This window comes from Aeromonas sp. 62-46 (genome assembly GCF_001898585.1).
GTDB classification, from domain to species: Bacteria; Pseudomonadota; Gammaproteobacteria; order Enterobacterales; family Aeromonadaceae; genus Aeromonas; species Aeromonas caviae.
Window position 1 is genome coordinate 1 of sequence record NZ_MKUI01000057.1, and the last position, 16,339, is coordinate 16,339.

The window sequence follows — 16,339 nt, forward strand, 5'->3', positions numbered from 1 at the left end:
AGCTATAAACCCACTTCATAAACCGGGCTGAAGACCCGTTTTATCCCGCCAGCACTGCTGGCGTGGTCGGCATACTACCCATGGCCCCCAAGGCTGTCAACAAGGGACATGCACAAAGGAGACTGTTTGCCCAGTTCTTGTGCAGCCTGTTGATTTTACAGGCGAGCCGCCCCAAAAGTGCGGCTCCCCGTGCCCCTGGCCGCGCCCTATTGCGCCCGGGAGAGGGCGGTGCAGGCCGCGGGGCTGGCGAAGCGGCCGTAGATGACGCGCAGCCGCGCGCCCAGCATCAGGGCGGCGGAGGTGAGACCGACGATGAAGCCTATCCAGAAGCCCTGCGGGCCCATGCGCGGTACCACCCAGTCGGTCAGCCCCAGGATCATGCCGGTGGGCAGACCCAGCCCCCAATAGGCGACGATGGTGACGTAGAAGATGGCCTGGGTATCCTTGTAACCGCGCAGGGCCGCCGCGGCCACCACCTGTACCGAATCGGAGATCTGGTAGATGGCGGCGAAGAAGAGCAGGGTGGCGGCGAGGCCGATCACCTGCAGGTCGTCGGTGTAGATCCCCGCGATGGGGTCGCGCAGCAGCACGGTGAGGGCGGCGGTCGCGGCGGCGACGCCCATGCCCAGCATCAGGCCGGTGCGGGCGGCGACCCTGGCCTGATCCGGTTGACCTTCCCCTATGTTGTGACCGACCCGGATGGTCACGCCGACACCGATGGAGAGGGGCAGCATGAAGACCAGGCTGGAGAAGTTGAGCGCAATCTGGTGACTCGCCACCGTCTCCGCGCCGAAGGGTGCCAGCATCAGGGCCACCACGGTAAACAGGGTCACCTCGCAGAAGATGGCCATGGCGATGGGAAACCCCAGGCGAAACAGGCGCCAGATCCGGCTGCCGTTGGGGCGTGCCAGCTGGGCGAACAGGTTGATGCGCTTGAAGTGGGCAGAACACTTCACATAGACGATCATCGCCAGCAGCATGGCCCAGAGCACGATGGCAGTGGCCACGCCGCAGCCGACGCCGCCGAGTTTCGGCATGCCAAAGTGGCCGTGAATGAAGATGTAGTTGGCGGGGATGTTGACCGCGAGCCCCACGAAACCGATAACCATGGTCGGCATGGTGTGGGAGAGCCCCTCACTGAAGTTGCGCAGCACCTGGAACATCACGAAGGCGGGCAGGCCCCACAGGATGGCGTGCAGGTAGCCGGCAGTCTTGGCCGCCATGACGGGATCCACATCCATGAACTGCAGTGCCAGGGGGCTGAAGTAGAGTGCCACCATGGCGATGGGCGTGACGATGAGGGCGAGCCAGAAGCCCTGGTGCACGGCGGGGCGCACCTCGTCCTGCTTGCGGGCGCCGTTGAGCTGGGAAACGATGGGGGTGAGGGCCATGATGATGCCCTGCACCAGCAAGATGATCGGCAACCAGAAGCTGGACGCCACCGACACGGCGGCCAGATCCACGGCGCTCACCTGTCCCGCCATCACGGTATCGACGAAGTTCATGGCGATCTGGGCCACCTGGGCGACCAGAATGGGGCTGGCTAGACGAACGAGCTGCTTCGCCTCGGACCAATAACGTTGCACTGACACCTCCGAGTGGATCAGATAAAAGAGAAAGAGCGGGCAAGAGAGATGGGCTTCTGCCTCCTCGTCCTGAGGAGACAAAATGCGGGGGTGTCATTCTAGCCTGAAAAACCGCCAACGGGGAAGGTCGGCGGCAGATTTGTAGCCGGGATCAGGCGTCTTCATGATCGCTGATCAGCAGGTTGGCCGCGGCATAGGCCGCCTGCTCGCGCAGATCCGCCGGTACCCGCTCGTCGGAGGCCACGGCGTTGAGCGCCCGTATGCTGGCGGCAATGGCCTGGGGCACATAACCCTGCTCACCGGAGCCAATCTGGTTGTAGGCGATGCGAATGGCTTCACAGCATTGATATACCTGCATTTTTGTTTCCTCGTTCAGTCTGGATTGATTGGGGTCACTATAGCGATCGCGCTTCTCCTTGTCAGCCGGCACCCTTGTCTTGCAAGGTGGCCGGGGGTAACCTGCCGACAATTTTCACAGCCTGGAGAGACTCATGTTCACCGGCATCGTACAAGGGACCGCCGAACTGGTGGCCATCGATTCACTGCCCAATTTTCGCACCCACGTGATCCGCATGCCGAGCCCGGCCTGGGGCGAGGGGCTGGCCCTGGGGGCCTCGGTAGCCCACAACGGCTGCTGCCTGACCGTCACCCGGGTGGAGGGGGATCTGGTCAGCTTCGATCTGATGCAGGAGACTCTGCGCCTCACCAACCTTGGGCAACTGGTGGTGGGTGACAAGGTCAACGTGGAGCGGGCCGCCCGCTTTGGGGACGAGATTGGCGGCCATGCCATGTCCGGCCACATCATGGGGACGGCCGAGGTGACCTCGGTCATCGACACCCCCAACAACCGCCAGGTGTGGTATCGCCTCGATCCTGCGCTCATGAAGTACGTGCTGACCAAGGGCTACATCGGCATCGACGGCATCAGCCTCACCGTGGGCGAGGTGCGCGCCAGCGAGTTCTGCGTCAACCTGATCCCCGAGACCCTGGCCCGCACCAACCTGGGCTGGGTCAAGGCCGGCTGGCGGACCAACATCGAGATTGACCCCCAGACCCAGGCCATCGTCGACACGGTGGAGCGGGTGCTGGCGGCGCGCCAGTAACCACCTGAGCGCTGCCCCCAGGGTTCGAAGAGGAGGGTGGCATCACGGGAAAGGCGTCCTCTTGTGGAAGAGGCGCCGCCCCAGGGCCTTGGAGACTTCTCTATGTTTGTCGTGACATTGACTTATGTGAAACCGCTGGCGGAGATCGATGCCCTGATCCCGGCCCACATTGCGTGGCTGGAGCGGCAGTATGCCGCAGGCCATTTTCTGGCGTCCGGGCGTCGGGTACCCCGAGTCGGGGGCGTCATACTGGCGCAGGGAGTGAGCCGAGACGCCCTGGAGGCGATGCTGGCAGAGGATCCCTTCAAGCAGGCAGAGGCGGCCGATTATCAGGTGGTGGAGTTTGTTCCGACCATGACGTCGGCGAAGGCGGCGTGCTTGAGGGAGGCGTGATCCAGCCTGACGATGGCACCAGAACAAACGGGACCCACAGGGTCCCGTTTGTTTTTGTCTGTGTCTGGACAGGGGGATTCAGAACAGCTGCTCGTCGTCGGCATCCACGAAGAGTTGCAGGCAGTCGCGGGCTTCATCCCGGTGCAGCCGCAGGTGGATGGGGTTGCAGCAGGCCATGCAATCTTCGTAGAACTCCTGATCCCCCTGGCTGGCATCCAGCTCGACCCGGGTGTGGTGGCCGCAGTGGGGGCAGACGATACGCTTGCTGGTGTATTCGATCATGGTGACCTCCTCGGGCCCGTGGGCCGTCTCTGTGCTCCTGCTGATTCTAGTCGCCACAGGACGGCGCAACCGCGAGCAAGCGCACGTTTATGAGCGGGCTCAAGGGAGGCAGGAGGTCAGTCCGCCAGGGTGCTGCCTACTTGACCCAGCCGGCCAGCATCTCTGCGTTCAGCTCGGCAAGAGATCGCAGCTCGTGGTTGGCGATGGCCAGACGGGGATCGCCGACCAGCGCCGGGTCCGGCACGATCAGCGCCGTCATGGCGGCTGCCTTGGCCGCCAGCAGGCCGGTGAAGCTGTCCTCGATGGCGAGACAGTGCACAGGCTCGACGCCGAGCTTCTCGGCGGCGTGGATATAGACATCCGGGTGGGGTTTGCCAAAGCGCTCCACTTCGGCGGAGTGGACCGCCATGAAACGGTCCTGGATGCCGAGTTTGCCGAGCACCGCCTCGACCATGGCAAACGGGGAGGAGGTGGCGAGCCCGATCTTGAGCCCTTGGGCCTCGATGAGGTCGAGCGCTTCCAGCACCCCGGCCTTGGGCTGTCCCTCTTGCAGGATGAGCGCGATCACCTGATCCAGGATGCGCTGTACTACCTCTTCCTGGCTGGGGCTGCTCCAGGGGCGGATCCGGTACCAGTGGGCCACCAGCTGATCGATGCGCACCCCTATGGTGGAGTTGCAGTCCTCCTCGGTGTGGAAGTGGCCCAGTTCGGCGAAGACGGCCATCTGTGCCCGTTGCCAGAAGGGTTCCGAGTCGATCAGAACACCATCCATATCGAAGATCACGGCAGTTAACATCTTGTACTCCTGACATAGGTGAAGGGGGGATTATAAGCCCGGTGCTTCAATGGGAAAGGGGCAGTCACCTGCCCCTTGCGCCGGATCACGCAGATAAACGTTTGTTTTTGCGTGGTAAAGCGGAGTGCCTAGAACAGTACCTCGACTTGGGCTGCCACCGTCTTGGCCTGCTCCACGGCTTCCTGGCAATCCTGCCCACGGGCGAGCGTCACCCCGAGGCGACGACGACCGGCGATCTCCGGCTTGCCAAAGAGACGCAACTGGGCACCGGGCACCAGGGCCAGTGCCTCGCCGATCCCCTGATAGCGGATATCCTGGCTGTGGCCTTCCCGCAGCACCACGGCAGAGGCGCTCGGGCCGTACTGGGTGATGGTGCCGACGGGCAGCCCCAGGATGGCGCGCACGTGCAGGGCGAACTCGGAGAGATCCTGGGAGATCAGGGTCACCATGCCGGTGTCGTGGGGGCGGGGGGAGACTTCGCTGAACCACACCTCGTCACCCCTGATGAAGAGCTCGACCCCGAACAGACCGTAGCCGCCAAGGGCTTCAACCACCTTGGCCGCCACCTCCTTGGAGCGGGCCAGGGCCAGCTCGCTCATGGCCTGGGGCTGCCAGGATTCGCGGTAGTCGCCATCCTCCTGACGATGGCCGATAGGCTCGCAGAAGTGGATGCCATCGACGGCGCGCACCGTGAGCAGGGTGATCTCGTACTCGAAAGGAACGAAGCCTTCGACAATCACCTTGCCACGACCGGCACGGCCCCCCTCCTGGGCATAGGTCCAGCTTTCATCCAGCCTGGCGAGATCGCGCAGCAGGCTCTGGCCCTTGCCGGAGGAGCTCATCACCGGTTTGACCACGCAGGGGAGGCCGATGGCCTCGACGGCGGCCACAAACTCCTCCTTGCTCTGGGCAAAGCGGTAGGCAGAGGTGGGCAGCCCCAGGGTTTCGGCGGCGAGGCGACGGATCCCCTCCCGGTTCATGGTGAGCTGGGTGGCGCGGGCATTGGGCACCACCTTAACCCCTTCCTGCTCGAGGGCGGCCAGGGTGTCGGTGGCGATGGCTTCAATCTCGGGGATGATGAGGTCGGGCTTGACCTCGGCCACCAGGGCGCGCAGGGCGGCACCATCCAGCATGTCCAGCACGCGGGCCTGGTGGGCCACCTGCATGGCGGGGGCGTTGGCATAGCGGTCGGCGGCGATCACCTCGATACCGAGCCGCTGCAGCTCGATGGCGACCTCCTTGCCGAGTTCGCCTGATCCCAGCAGCAGGGCGCGGGTCGCAGTGGGGCGGGTGGCGGTTCCAAACATCTGATCTCTCCTGAGGTCGGTGGTCAGCAGGGCTGATCCGGGTGAGCAAAAAAAGAGGCACGCATGGCGTACCTCAGGAAGTGGGTGGGTGGGCGCGCTGCTCCAGATGGGTGAGCAGGGTGATGGCGCCGATGATGATGGCCGCCCCCAGCCACAAGCGACCGGGGGGCGCCCAGCCAAATACCAGCCAGCCGGCCAGCACGTTCATGGGCAGCTTGGCAAAATCAAAAGGTTGCACGAAGGAGGCCTCCGCCACGCTGTAGGCGCGGGCGATGGACATCTGGGCCAGTGCCGACAGTACACCAGAGGCGGCCACCAGCAGCCACTGGGTTTCGCTCGGCCACTGCCATTCAGGGATCGCCAGCATGGCGTTGAACGGGGTGCTGAAGACGAGCAGGTAGACGACGATGGTGTGGGACGACTCGCTGGCTGCCTGATAGCGCACCAGCAAGGAGTAGCCTGCCCAGAAGAGGGCGGCCGCCACCGGCAGCAGGGAGACCAGGGTGAAGTCGTCGGTCCAGGGTGCCAGGATCAGCATGGCGCCCACAAACCCCGCCAGGGTCGCGAGAATGCGGGCCCGGCTCACTTGCTCTTTGAGAAAGAGGGCTGATCCCAGGGTGGCAAACAGGGGGGAGGTCATCAAGAGCGCGATCCCCTGCCAGATGGGGACGGGGACCGCCAGTGCCCAGAGCCAGAACTGGATGCCGGTCACCGCAAGGGCGACCCGCAGCAGGTGCAGGCGCAGCTGGTTCGTCATCAGGGACTGGCGCAGACCGTGGCGCACCAGCCAGGGCAGCAGGCAGACCAGGGCGATCAGATATTGGTGAAAGGCGACCTGGGTCGAGGGGAGGCCGAGCGTGAAGCTGACATACTGGCTCAGGCTGTTGACGGCGGCGAAGCAGAGGCCTGCCACCATCATCCAGACGGCGCCGGCAAAGGGGGAGTGCCTGCGGGAGGAGGTCATGAGATCCGGATCACGTACAAAAAGTGCGGCGGATCATAACGGCAATCGTTTGTCATGCCAAGGGTGCGGAGTTTGATGAGCCCCTCTCTGCCGAGGAAATGCACAGACATCAAATTTTTTGAATGACTTGAGCATCTATTTTCGCTATCAGGCTTTAATGCCAGTCTTTATAGTGACCTCCATCGACAGCCTGGCTGTTCAATTGACAATCAAATGGAGTTTCACCATGGCCAATATCCTCGTTCTGAAGTCCAGCATCCTGGGCCAGTATTCCCAATCCAACGCCCTGATCGACGGCTACCTGGCCGAGCGCCAGGGTGACACCATCCAGGTACGCGATCTGGCGACCCTGAACCTGCCGGTGCTGGACGGCGAGCTGGCCATGGGCCTGCGTGGTGGCGAGAACCTGAACGAGCGTCAGCAAGCGGTGCTGGCCCAGTCCGACGAGCTGGTCGCCGAGCTCAAGGCGAGCGATCTGGTGATCATCGCGGCCCCCATGTACAACTTCAACATCCCGACCCAGCTGAAAAACTGGATCGATCTGGTGGCACGTGCCGGCGTGACCTTCCGTTACACCGAGACCGGTCCGGTCGGCCTGGTGGAGAACACCCGCGCCCTGGTGGTCAGCCCCCGTGGCGGCATGCACGTGGGCAATGCCACCGACCTGGTGACCCCCTACATGCGTACCGTGCTGGGCTTCATCGGCATCACCGAAGTGGACTTCATCTATGCCGAAGGCATGGGCATGGGTCCGGAGGCGCAAGCCAAGGGGATCGAGCAGGCCAAGGAGCAGCTGGAAACTCTGGCTTACTGATGCGACTCGGGGCCTCCCCAGTATCCTGAAACAACAACGCAGCCCTCGGGCTGCGTTGTTGTTTTTGGGCAGTCATCGCGCTCTGGCGTCGTTATTCGCGCAGGAAGTGGCGGCAGCCGCTGCCGACCATTAGAAAGACCGCCACCAGGGAGGCCAGCAGCAGGGTGGTGAGCCACTGCTCGGCGCTGTTGGGGACCTGGGGGAGGAAGAGGCTGATCACCAGCAATGTGCAGAGGGTGATCAGGCTGGTTGGTCGAATGAGGCGCATCATGGGTCATCCTTGGCTGCGGGTGGTGAACAAGAGGCTAACCGCGGTCTGTGACAACAAGATGTATCCATACCTCTTGCGAACATCAACTGACCGGGTAGCCACCACCTTAGCAGCTTTTGCCGACGGAGCCAGCGGCATGGGTCGGGTTGTGATCCGGATCCCTATCTGAACTGCTTCTGATCTTCCTGATAGTGGAAATCGCCACTGGCCAGCCTGGCGACCAGGGCCTCCTTGTCGAGATCCTGCGCCCGGCAAAGATCATCGAGATCCTCGTAGTGATCACGCAGCTGCATGTTGACCAGGCTCAGCAGCATGTTGACATCCATGGTGGCAAAGTTGTTCAGCTTCATGAGGGTTGCTCGTTGTCCAGCAGGTGAAGTTGTTCGATGGCATCGCTGACGCTCTGCAGGTGCAGGCGAATGCTCTGACGCGCCTCGGCCGGCAGATAGTCGGTGAGGGTGTGCTGCCAGCTTCCCGCCTCCGTCTTGAGCTGCTGGAACAGGGTGAGCCCCGCCGGGGTGAAGGAGACCAGGCTGATGCGCTTGTCCTGCACGCTGTTCTCGGTGAACAGGATGCCTTTCTCCACCAGACGATGGATCTCGCGGGAGATCCGTACCTTGTCCATGCCGCTCGCCTCCACCAGTTCCTTCTGGCTGATGGGGTAGTGGGGGCCGAGCACCATCATCAGGCGCCACTGGGGCACGGTGAGTTGGTACCGCTGCTGATAAAACTGTTCAAAGGTATCGCGCACCATCTCAGCGGCGTGAACCAGCTGATAAGGAGGGTAGTGCGCGAGCAGCTCAATGATCTTCGACATATGACATCCTGCTGTGGCGGCTGCATCGGGTGCAGTTTCTCTTGATACTTTGGCCTTGATGATACGTAACACAGGGGCATTTGTCTGACCAGTCACCAGAAAAATGTGCGTTTGCGCACGTGTTCTGTCATCGAATCGGCAATTGGGGTCTCAACTGGCCTGCTTGCCCGCACTCTTTCGCAGCCATATCAAGGCGTTGTGGGTCAGCCAGGCCTCGCGACTCTGCAAGGCGTAGAGCGCCGCCTCGTCACGGCTGCCTCCCTGCCAGCGGCGAGGCTCCTGCTTGGGCAAGCGGCGCTGGCCCAGCAAAGTGGCGGGCACATGGGGATTGACCTCCATTGCCGCCGCCAGATGAGGGCGCGCCGCCGCTTCCCCTTCGCAGACAAAGCTCATCAAGGCCTCGTTGTAGAGCAGCCAGCAGGAGGCTTCATCAAAGCGCACCAGCAGTTGTTGCAGGGCATCCCATTCCCCTTGCCAGGCATAGAGGGTGGAGAGGGGGTGGCGGCAAGCGGGCTCGTCGGCGCGACAGAGGGCGAGCAGGGCCAGGTACTCATCCCGTGCCTGCCCAAGCTGCCCAAGTCGCAGCAGGCAATCGGCTCGACCGGCCCTGGCCGCGATCAGAGGGCGTGCCTCGGGGACCTGCCAGCCATGGCCCGCGTGGGCTTGCCAGAATGCCTCATCGAACAGGAGGTTGGCATCGGCAATGATGCGCTCGAACCAGCCAAGGCGAGCGAGGGGATCGCGGCTCTCTGCCGCCAGCTCGAAGCACTGCTGCCACTGGCGAGTCTGCTCGTTGTCCAGGGACGGGCTCTCTTCAGGCTCGGCCTCGTAGTGATCCTGGCCGAGCAGGAGGTTGAGGGCCGTCTTCATCTGCTGGCGTTGACGCTTGCAAAAATCGAGGAAGGGGAGCTCGCTGGCCGCAGCCTGGTGCAGCATCATGGCCATGGGCTTGTCGCGAAACAGGCAGAGCTCGGCCACCAGGCTACCCCCTGACTGAAGCCATAGCTCCATTGGCCCAGAGGATGGCGCTTGTCAAACACCTGCTCCGGGTTGTCGGTAGAGAGGCGACACTGGCTCGGCAGGGCTAGCTGCGCGTCGTCGGCCTGGGCTTCCAGCTCGGCGATCAGGTGATGCAGCGCCTCGGCACTCTTCTCGTCCAGTGCCGTATCATGAGGCAGCAGGCCGGCCAGCGGATCTTGCCAGTCGGGGGCTACGGGCCCCGTCAGACGGGCGCACAGGAAGCCGTGCAGGGCGGGGTAACTCATCTCCTGCTGGCTGTGGGTCTGGATCCATTGATTGAGATGACGGGTTCGAGTGGCTGGGTTCATCGACGCTTCCTCTGGATTTGACGGCCGCGAAGTCTACCTAAAAGTGGGGTTATTTGCAGCAAAGAGGGAACTGAATGCTGCTAATATCGTCAATCTGGCCGCCCGGGAGCGGGAAAAGAGGTCAGACACAGGGGGGAGGGGCTAGGTCCTGCTGCCGCTCTGGGGTAACATGCGCGCCTGCATGACATAAATCGGCCCCGTCCTCTCTCATCCGACGGAGGCGATGCACCTCTATATGACGGGTCTTCCATGAGATGGGCCCATCCGGATATTGAAAGAAGAGATCACCATGTTACAGATTGGCAAGATGAACACCCTGACCGTCGTCGAGATCGAGGAGCGCGGCGCCTGGCTGGCGGCGGGGGAATACGGCGAGCTGCTGCTGCCCAGGCGCCAGTTGCCGGAAGGCGTCGCCGAGGAGAGCGAGGTGTCCGTCTTCCTCTATCTGGATGCGGATTGCGAGCCGGTGATCACCACCGACAAGCCCTTCGCCATGGTGGGGGACATCGTCGGTCTCAAGGTGGTCAACGCCAACAAGATTGGTGCCTTCCTCGACTGGGGCATGAAAAAGGATCTCTTCGTACCAAGCCGCGAGCAGAACAAGCCGATGCAGGTGGGCCATGTCTATCTGGTGCATCTGATGCTGGACAACGAAGGGCGCATGGTCGGCACCAGCCGTCTGGAGCGCTTCCTGCGCATCGACCCTCCTTTCAAGAGCGGTGACGAGGTGACGGTGCTGCCGGGGGAGCACACCCCCCTTGGCATCAAGGCCGTGGTCAATGGCCAGTACGCCGGCATGCTGTTCAAGAACGAGGTGTTCGGCCGCGTGATGACGGGCCGACCGCTGACCGCCTGGGTCAAGCAGGTGCGCGAAGATGGCAAGCTGGACCTGACCCTGCAAAAGCCGGGGCTGGCCCGGATGGATGACGCCGGCGCACGCATTCTGCTGCGCCTGCAAAAGCAGGGGGGCAGCCTTGCGGTGGGAGACAAGAGCGATCCTGACGTCATCTACAAGATGTTCAGCATGAGCAAGGGCACCTTCAAGAAAGCGATCGGCGGCCTCTACAAGCAGGGCAAGATCGTCATCGAGGAGCACAGCATCCGCCTCGTGGGCTCCGACACGCCGGCAGGGGACGAATAAGGTGCCGAGTCCCTGCATCGGTGACTGCCGGGCCAAGGAGGGGCTCTGCCTCGGTTGTGGCCGCACCCTGACCGAGATAGGCCAGTGGTCCGTCATGGACAGCGAGGCCCAGCTGGCCCGCATGGCCGAGCTCGATGGCTCGAAGAGCACCCATGCCTGCCCGGGCTGCGGCGAGCCGGCGTTCTGCGCCGTGTCGGCGGGGGAACCCATCGAGCGCTGCTGGTGCAGCCAGCTTCCCGCGTTGCCCATGAGCGATGCCAGCGCCTGCTGGTGTCGCCGCTGTCTGGCCAAGGCCATCGCGACACGCCCCTGACTCGGGCATCGCAAAAAACGAAAAAGGCGCCTGGGGCGCCTTTTCTTATGCCTGTTGCTGGCGGTGCCAGCGGATATGCACGTCGTGCTCGCTTTGATCCCGGGGGAGCAGGAAGGTGGCGTAGATCACCTCGAACTCGTCCTGATGATCCAGCAAGCCGACCCAGACCTCGGCCCAACGTGCCATGTCCACCGGCTCGCCGAGTTCGGTTGACCAGTCGGCATTGGGCAGGGTTGCCTCCACCGCGCCACGTTGCTCGAACTCGAGGGTGATGTCGACGATTTGTTCGGGGGCCAGCATGTCGGCGGCCTGCTCCAGAAACTGATCATAGGCCCACTCGACCAGCTGATCCGGGCTACGTTGTTCCATGAAATCACTCCAGATACGTCCAGGTTCGCCACTTTAACAAGTATTGGGATGGGCAGCCAGCCCGGGGGCGGTGACGCCGTGCTGTCAAATGGCGGGATCAGGGGATAAGGTTAACAGAGCCGCCAGCAGGGGCGGCGTGACGGGGCGGCCTGACAAGATGAAGCGACGACAGTACAGAAGGCAGATCAAGCGGCGGCGCGAAACCTGGTGGTGGCACTATCTGCCCCTTCATCGGGAAACCGTCGGCGGCCATCTGGGGCCCGCCTCTGATCCGCAGGATGGCGCTACTCTGTGCCGTGGACCCGGTTCAGGGTGACTTGCCCGAGTTGACCCATCTGACGACGGATCCAGGCCGAGCGCTGCTGCACATAGGGTGAGGGGGGCTTTACCCGATAACGCCAGGGGTTGGGCAGGGCGGCGGCGAGCAGGGAGGCCTCGTAGCGGGTGAGGCGTATCGCCGGTTTGCCGAAGTAGTGTCTGGCGGCCGCCTCGGCGCCATAGATGCCGGGTCCGAACTCCACGATGTTGAGATACACCTCGAGAATGCGGGACTTGTCCCAGCCCAGCTCCATCAACAGGGTGAACCAGGCCTCTATCCCCTTGCGCAGGAAGCTGCGATCGCTCCACATGAAGAGGTTCTTGGCGGTCTGCTGGCTGAGGGTGCTGGCACCGCGCACCCGCCCGCTTTGCTGGTTGTGCCTGAGGGCCGAGCTGATGGCATCCATGTCAAAACCGTGATGTTCGGCAAAGCGCTGATCCTCAGCGGCGATCACCGCCAGTTGCAGCTCCCGGGAAATCTGCTCAAGTGGCACCCAGTCGTGCTTCACCTCGGCCACCTTGGCAGGGGGAAACAGGGCGCGTTCGAGGCGCCAGGTCCACATGGGGGGGTCGATGAAGCGCAGCAGCGCGACCGAGACGATGGTGCTCGCAAAGGCGGCCAGCAGCAGCTTGCCGAGCCAGCCCAGCAGTCGCCGTCTGCGTGAAGGCCTCACGGGCGCGGGCCCGCCGTCCCAGTCATAGTGGCCAGGATCATCGGGATCCGGAATTATTGGGGCAGCCATTCGATGTGGCAGAACTTCTCGTCAACGCGGCGGGAGAGCAGCATGCGGGCAAACAGGTGCTCGTACTCTTCTTGTTCGTTGCCAAGACCGACCCAGATCTCGGCATAGTCGGCGTCGCTCACCTCAAACCCCACGTCAGCCGCCCAGTCGTCGGCGGGATCGGTCTCCGCCAGCAGGCCGCGGTCGTTGAACTCCTGATTGAAGCGGACGATCTCCTGCTCGGGCAGGTTGTCGGAGGCCAGCTCCATGAAGAGTTCGAGGGCGGTGTCGAGCAGTTCCTCGACGCTGTGCATTTCGTCATTCAAAGACATAAAAGCCGTGTTCCAGATAAGGGGAGAGGGAAAGTCCGTCGGCAGCGCCTCGGGGTGCGCGGTATTCTAGCTGGCCCTGATGCCCTTGGCGAGATGCCGGGACGCCAGGCATTAAAAAACCGGATCCTGGGAAAGGATCCGGTCTTCATTGGGGGAAGGGGTCGCGCATGGTGCGTCAGCTCATCCCTTCTTCTGGTCGTCGGCGAAGGTGATGTTGAGCTCCAGCACCGACAACTCGTCACTCTTCTGATCAAGCTGGACGGTGATCTTGTCCGGGTCGATCTGCACGTATTTGCGGATCACGTCGAGGATGTCCTGCTTGAGCTGGGGCAGGTAATCCGGCCCCCCTCTGGATGAACGCTCGTGAGCCACGATGATCTGCAACCGCTCTTTGGCCAGTTGTGCGGTGTTCTGTTTCTTGTTGGAACGAAAATAATCCAATAATGACATGCTTAACTCCCGAACAGTCGGCTAAAGAAGCCCTTCTTCTCTTCTTCCAGAAAACGGAAATCCTTGGTGTCACCCAAGAGGCGGGCGACGGCGTCCTCGTAGGCCTGACCGGCATCGGACTCCTTGTCCAGAATGACCGGCTCGCCGGAGTTGGAGGCGCGCAGCACCGCCTGGGACTCCGGGATCACCCCGAGCAGTTTGATGGCCAGGATCTCCTGTACGTCCTGCACGCTCAGCATGTCGCCGCGGTTGACGCGGGTCGGGCAGTAGCGGGTCAGCAGCAGGTGCTCCTTGATGGGATCCTCACCGCGCTCGGCACGGCGAGACTTGGAGGCCAGGATACCGAGGATGCGATCCGAGTCACGCACGGAAGAGACTTCCGGGTTGGTGGTGACGATGGCCTCGTCGGCGAAATAGAGCGCCATCAGGGCGCCGGATTCGATACCAGCGGGGGAGTCGCAGACGATGTAGTCAAACTGCATCTCCGCCAGCTGATCCAGGATCTTCTCCACCCCTTCACGGGTCAGGGCATCCTTGTCCCGGGTCTGGGAGGCGGGCAGGATGAACAGGTTTTCGCAACGCTTGTCCTTGATGAGGGCCTGGTTGAGGTTGGCTTCCCCGTTGATGACGTTGACGAAGTCATAGACCACGCGCCGCTCGCAACCCATGATGAGGTCCAGGTTTCTCAGACCAATGTCAAAATCGATGACCACGGTCTTGTGGCCACGCTGGGCCAGACCGGTGCTCAGTGCCGCGCTGGTTGTCGTCTTGCCAACGCCACCCTTGCCCGATGTAACGACTATGATTCGCGCCATTCTCGCTTCCTTGTAACTCTATTTGATTCGGTCTATACGAAGTTGTTCATTGTCGAGCCGGATATGGACCGGCTCTTGTATCACGCCTGCAGGCAATGCATCGCTGAGCTGGAAGGTGCCCGCGATGGAGAGCAGCTCGGCCTGCAATTGCTGGCAATAAATGCGGGCCTTGGGATTGCCCTTGGCCCCTGCGATGGCTCGGCCACGCAGGGCACCATAAACATGGATGCTGTCATCGGCGATGACTTCGGCGCCAGGGCTCACCGAGCCCAGCACCACCAGCGAGGTGCCGGCTGCATAGATCTGCTGACCGGAGCGCACCGGGCCCACGTGGACCTTGCTTGCCTCCACGGGCGCTGGCACCGGAGGAACCGGTGCGGCCTCCACTGGCTTGGGCTCAGGCACTGGCGGCGTCGGCTCAGGATCTGCCTTGCGGCTCTTGCCTGACACCATGACGGCGAGGCCTGCCGCCTTGGCGGCCGTCTTCATCGCCTCGTCCCGCGCCCCCGTGATCCCGACCAGCACGAAGTCTTCCGACTCGACCAGCTCCCTGAGCTGTTCGAAATCGGGGATCGCCTCGAGGCGTTCCACATTGAGGACGAGGGGGGCACAATTAAAAAACTGGGGGGCCTGCGCGACCTTGGCCTCCAGCAGTTGTCGGATCCGGGCCGGATTGCCATCGCTGAGATGCAACACAGAAATAGTGAAGGTGGTCCCTTTCAATTCGTTATCGCGTTCAACCATGAATCTTCCCCGAACCGAGACGGTAATACGTTATTGTTATTCAATTCCTGATGTTATAGTTTGCCACCACCAGAGGCAATAAACCCGTCGGATTATATCAATTTCCATGTTGTGTGCAGTCTATAAAAGTCGCAAAAAAGCCGAGACCTATCTCTTTATTGAACGAAGAGAGGACTTTTCCCGCGTTCCCGAGGTGCTGATGAGTACCTTCGGGCATCCCGAACTGGTCCTGATGACCAAGCTGGACCCGGCCAAGCCCCTGGGGCTGGCCTCCACGGAGCGGGTGATGGCCGCCCTGAAGAGCCAGGGCTTTTATCTGCAGGTGCCACCGCCACCGGAAAACCTGCTGGAGCAGCACAAGGCGCAATTAAAGGGCGCACGATGAGGGCGGGGCGGCTGGCACTGCTGTTGTCAGGCGCCCTGTCGGGATCGCCGGTGCAGGCCGGCCCCGATTTTGACCCGTACGTGGCAAGCCTCAAAGAGCAGGCGCTGGCGGAGGGCATGTTGCCCGAGACGGTGAGTGCGGCCTTTGCGGATGTACATCTTGTTGATGCTGCCATCAGGCACGACAAAAATCAGCCGGAATTCAAACTGACCCTGGACACATATATTCCCCGGGCGGTGCCGGAATGGAAAGTCAAGCAAGCCCAAACCTTATATCGCCAGCATTTGCCGCTGCTCACAAAAATAGGCCGGGAATATGGGGTACAGCCCCGCTTTATTGTTGCCTTGTGGGGAATTGAAACCAATTTCGGCAAAATAACCGGCCATTATCCCCTTATCTCTTCTCTCTCGACCCTGGCCTGGGACGGTCGCCGTGAAGCCTTCTTCAAAGGCGAGTTGTTCGATGCCCTGCGCATTCTGGAGCAGGGACATGTGAACCCCGCCAACTTCAAGGGATCCTGGGCGGGGGCCATGGGACAGGTGCAGTTCATGCCCTCGTCATTCCTGCGATACGCGGTGGATCAGGACGGGGACGGCAAGAAGGATCTCTGGGGCAATCTGGCGGATGTATTTGGATCGGCTGCCAATTATCTGAGCCAGAACGGCTGGCGCGAAGACCAGACCTGGGGACGGCGGGTGAGGGTGCCAGAACGCCTGGACCCCGCCTTGCTGGGGCTTGATACCCGCAAGTCCCTGGCGACCTGGCAGGCCCTCGGGGTTCGCCAGCAGGACGGCTCACCTCTGCCTGTGGTCGACATGCAGGCCTCCCTCATCCGCCCTGACGATATTCACGGGCGAAGCTACCTTGCCTATGACAATTACCGGGTACTGCGTCACTGGAATCGCTCCCCCTATTTCGTGGTGGCCGTCGGCACCCTGGCCGATCGCATCGTGAAATAGCTCTCCCCCGTTCTCCTGTCACGGCGAACGGGTGGAGGTGATATGCCCGTCTCTTTTTATCCCTTGTCGGCCTCCCTTTATTCAGGAACGTCGCCCTTTAAATCGCGACCCCCAAAAAAAGCGGGAATAT

Annotated in this window: 22 protein-coding genes and 1 pseudogene; 7 read left to right on the forward strand and 16 right to left on the reverse strand. The window is 62.2% G+C overall.

Annotated elements, in window-relative coordinates:
• Positions 1–206 precede the first annotated feature (206 nt).
• Together BGO64_RS17580 and BGO64_RS17585 are read right to left on the reverse strand one after the other, a co-directional pair.
• Entirely contained in the window at positions 207–1,586 is a 1,380-nt protein-coding gene (locus BGO64_RS17580; protein ID WP_029314480.1) for an MATE family efflux transporter, read from the reverse strand.
• Positions 1,587–1,737: 151 nt separating this feature from the next.
• Positions 1,738–1,944: a YaeP family protein gene (locus tag BGO64_RS17585; RefSeq protein ID WP_010674629.1), complete on the reverse strand. Its 207-nt coding sequence runs from the start codon at positions 1,942–1,944 to the stop codon at positions 1,738–1,740.
• 133 nt (positions 1,945–2,077) lie between these two features.
• Between BGO64_RS17585 and BGO64_RS17590 the strand changes: the two genes are divergently transcribed.
• Positions 2,078–2,689: a riboflavin synthase gene (locus tag BGO64_RS17590; RefSeq protein WP_039039091.1), complete on the forward strand. Its 612-nt coding sequence runs from the start codon at positions 2,078–2,080 to the stop codon at positions 2,687–2,689.
• Positions 2,690–2,791: 102 nt separating this feature from the next.
• Positions 2,792–3,082 carry a YciI family protein gene (locus tag BGO64_RS17595; protein ID WP_029314482.1) on the forward strand — a complete coding sequence of 97 codons (291 nt, stop codon included), beginning with the start codon at positions 2,792–2,794 and terminating at the stop codon, positions 3,080–3,082.
• Between the two features lie 78 nt (positions 3,083–3,160).
• Here the strand turns inward: BGO64_RS17595 and BGO64_RS17600 are convergent, their stop codons facing one another.
• From BGO64_RS17600 to BGO64_RS17615, 4 genes are all read right to left on the reverse strand, one after another.
• Positions 3,161–3,364 (reverse strand): CPXCG motif-containing cysteine-rich protein, encoded by a 204-nt coding sequence (locus BGO64_RS17600; RefSeq protein WP_005336871.1) that lies wholly within the window; start codon positions 3,362–3,364, stop codon positions 3,161–3,163.
• A gap of 136 nt (positions 3,365–3,500) precedes the next feature.
• Positions 3,501–4,160 carry a hexitol phosphatase HxpB gene (gene hxpB / locus BGO64_RS17605; protein ID WP_049636390.1) on the reverse strand — a complete coding sequence of 220 codons (660 nt, stop codon included), beginning with the start codon at positions 4,158–4,160 and terminating at the stop codon, positions 3,501–3,503.
• 128 nt (positions 4,161–4,288) lie between these two features.
• Positions 4,289–5,467: a formate-dependent phosphoribosylglycinamide formyltransferase gene (purT, locus tag BGO64_RS17610; protein WP_286701097.1), complete on the reverse strand. Its 1,179-nt coding sequence runs from the start codon at positions 5,465–5,467 to the stop codon at positions 4,289–4,291.
• Between the two features lie 73 nt (positions 5,468–5,540).
• Entirely contained in the window at positions 5,541–6,431 is an 891-nt protein-coding gene (locus BGO64_RS17615) for a DMT family transporter (RefSeq protein ID WP_286701098.1), read from the reverse strand.
• 226 nt (positions 6,432–6,657) lie between these two features.
• Between BGO64_RS17615 and BGO64_RS17620 the strand changes: the two genes are divergently transcribed.
• Complete coding sequence (locus tag BGO64_RS17620; protein ID WP_010674635.1) at positions 6,658–7,245, forward strand: FMN-dependent NADH-azoreductase; 588 nt, start codon at positions 6,658–6,660, stop codon at positions 7,243–7,245.
• Positions 7,246–7,336: 91 nt separating this feature from the next.
• Here the strand turns inward: BGO64_RS17620 and BGO64_RS17625 are convergent, their stop codons facing one another.
• From BGO64_RS17625 to BGO64_RS17640, 4 genes and pseudogenes are all read right to left on the reverse strand, one after another.
• Complete coding sequence (locus BGO64_RS17625) at positions 7,337–7,516, reverse strand: hypothetical protein (RefSeq protein ID WP_010674636.1); 180 nt, start codon at positions 7,514–7,516, stop codon at positions 7,337–7,339.
• Between the two features lie 161 nt (positions 7,517–7,677).
• Positions 7,678–7,866, reverse strand: a complete 189-nt coding sequence (locus BGO64_RS17630; RefSeq protein WP_043155974.1) for a DUF4250 domain-containing protein — start codon at positions 7,864–7,866, stop codon at positions 7,678–7,680.
• Positions 7,863–8,333, reverse strand: coding sequence for a MarR family winged helix-turn-helix transcriptional regulator (locus tag BGO64_RS17635; protein ID WP_010674639.1), 471 nt, complete (start codon positions 8,331–8,333; stop codon positions 7,863–7,865). The genes BGO64_RS17630 and BGO64_RS17635 overlap by 4 nt, the downstream gene beginning before the upstream one ends.
• 150 nt (positions 8,334–8,483) lie before the next feature.
• A pseudogene (locus tag BGO64_RS17640) lies at positions 8,484–9,661 on the reverse strand (UPF0149 family protein).
• A gap of 271 nt (positions 9,662–9,932) precedes the next feature.
• On the opposite strand from BGO64_RS17640, the gene BGO64_RS17650 reads away from it, so the two are divergent.
• Positions 9,933–10,802, forward strand: coding sequence for a CvfB family protein (locus BGO64_RS17650; protein ID WP_042014378.1), 870 nt, complete (start codon positions 9,933–9,935; stop codon positions 10,800–10,802).
• 1 nt (position 10,803) lies between these two features.
• The gene (locus tag BGO64_RS17655; protein ID WP_045524812.1) at positions 10,804–11,115 is read left to right on the forward strand and encodes a DUF1289 domain-containing protein; all 312 of its coding nucleotides are present in this window, start codon (positions 10,804–10,806) and stop codon (positions 11,113–11,115) included.
• A gap of 45 nt (positions 11,116–11,160) precedes the next feature.
• Here BGO64_RS17655 and BGO64_RS17660 read toward each other — a convergent pair whose 3' ends face one another.
• The 6 genes from BGO64_RS17660 to minC form a co-directional block, all read right to left on the reverse strand.
• Entirely contained in the window at positions 11,161–11,484 is a 324-nt protein-coding gene (locus tag BGO64_RS17660; RefSeq protein WP_010674643.1) for an HI1450 family dsDNA-mimic protein, read from the reverse strand.
• 284 nt (positions 11,485–11,768) lie between these two features.
• On the reverse strand, positions 11,769–12,476 hold the full coding sequence (gene mtgA / locus BGO64_RS17665; RefSeq protein ID WP_080767838.1) for a monofunctional biosynthetic peptidoglycan transglycosylase: 708 nt from the start codon (positions 12,474–12,476) through the stop codon (positions 11,769–11,771).
• 53 nt (positions 12,477–12,529) lie between these two features.
• Positions 12,530–12,856 carry an HI1450 family dsDNA-mimic protein gene (locus tag BGO64_RS17670; RefSeq protein ID WP_029314491.1) on the reverse strand — a complete coding sequence of 109 codons (327 nt, stop codon included), beginning with the start codon at positions 12,854–12,856 and terminating at the stop codon, positions 12,530–12,532.
• A 180-nt stretch (positions 12,857–13,036) separates the two neighbouring features.
• Positions 13,037–13,306, reverse strand: a complete 270-nt coding sequence (gene minE, locus BGO64_RS17675) for a cell division topological specificity factor MinE (RefSeq protein WP_010674646.1) — start codon at positions 13,304–13,306, stop codon at positions 13,037–13,039.
• A gap of 2 nt (positions 13,307–13,308) precedes the next feature.
• Positions 13,309–14,121: a septum site-determining protein MinD gene (gene minD, locus BGO64_RS17680; RefSeq protein ID WP_010674647.1), complete on the reverse strand. Its 813-nt coding sequence runs from the start codon at positions 14,119–14,121 to the stop codon at positions 13,309–13,311.
• Positions 14,122–14,139: 18 nt separating this feature from the next.
• A complete protein-coding gene (gene minC / locus BGO64_RS17685; RefSeq protein ID WP_286701101.1) occupies positions 14,140–14,865 on the reverse strand; it encodes a septum site-determining protein MinC in 726 nt (241 codons plus the stop codon).
• Positions 14,866–14,971: 106 nt separating this feature from the next.
• On the opposite strand from minC, the gene BGO64_RS17690 reads away from it, so the two are divergent.
• Together BGO64_RS17690 and BGO64_RS17695 are read left to right on the forward strand one after the other, a co-directional pair.
• The gene (locus tag BGO64_RS17690; RefSeq protein WP_151028228.1) at positions 14,972–15,250 is read left to right on the forward strand and encodes a YcgL domain-containing protein; all 279 of its coding nucleotides are present in this window, start codon (positions 14,972–14,974) and stop codon (positions 15,248–15,250) included.
• Entirely contained in the window at positions 15,247–16,209 is a 963-nt protein-coding gene (locus tag BGO64_RS17695; protein WP_286701102.1) for a lytic murein transglycosylase, read from the forward strand. The genes BGO64_RS17690 and BGO64_RS17695 overlap by 4 nt, the downstream gene beginning before the upstream one ends.
• The last annotated feature ends 130 nt before the right edge of the window (positions 16,210–16,339 follow it).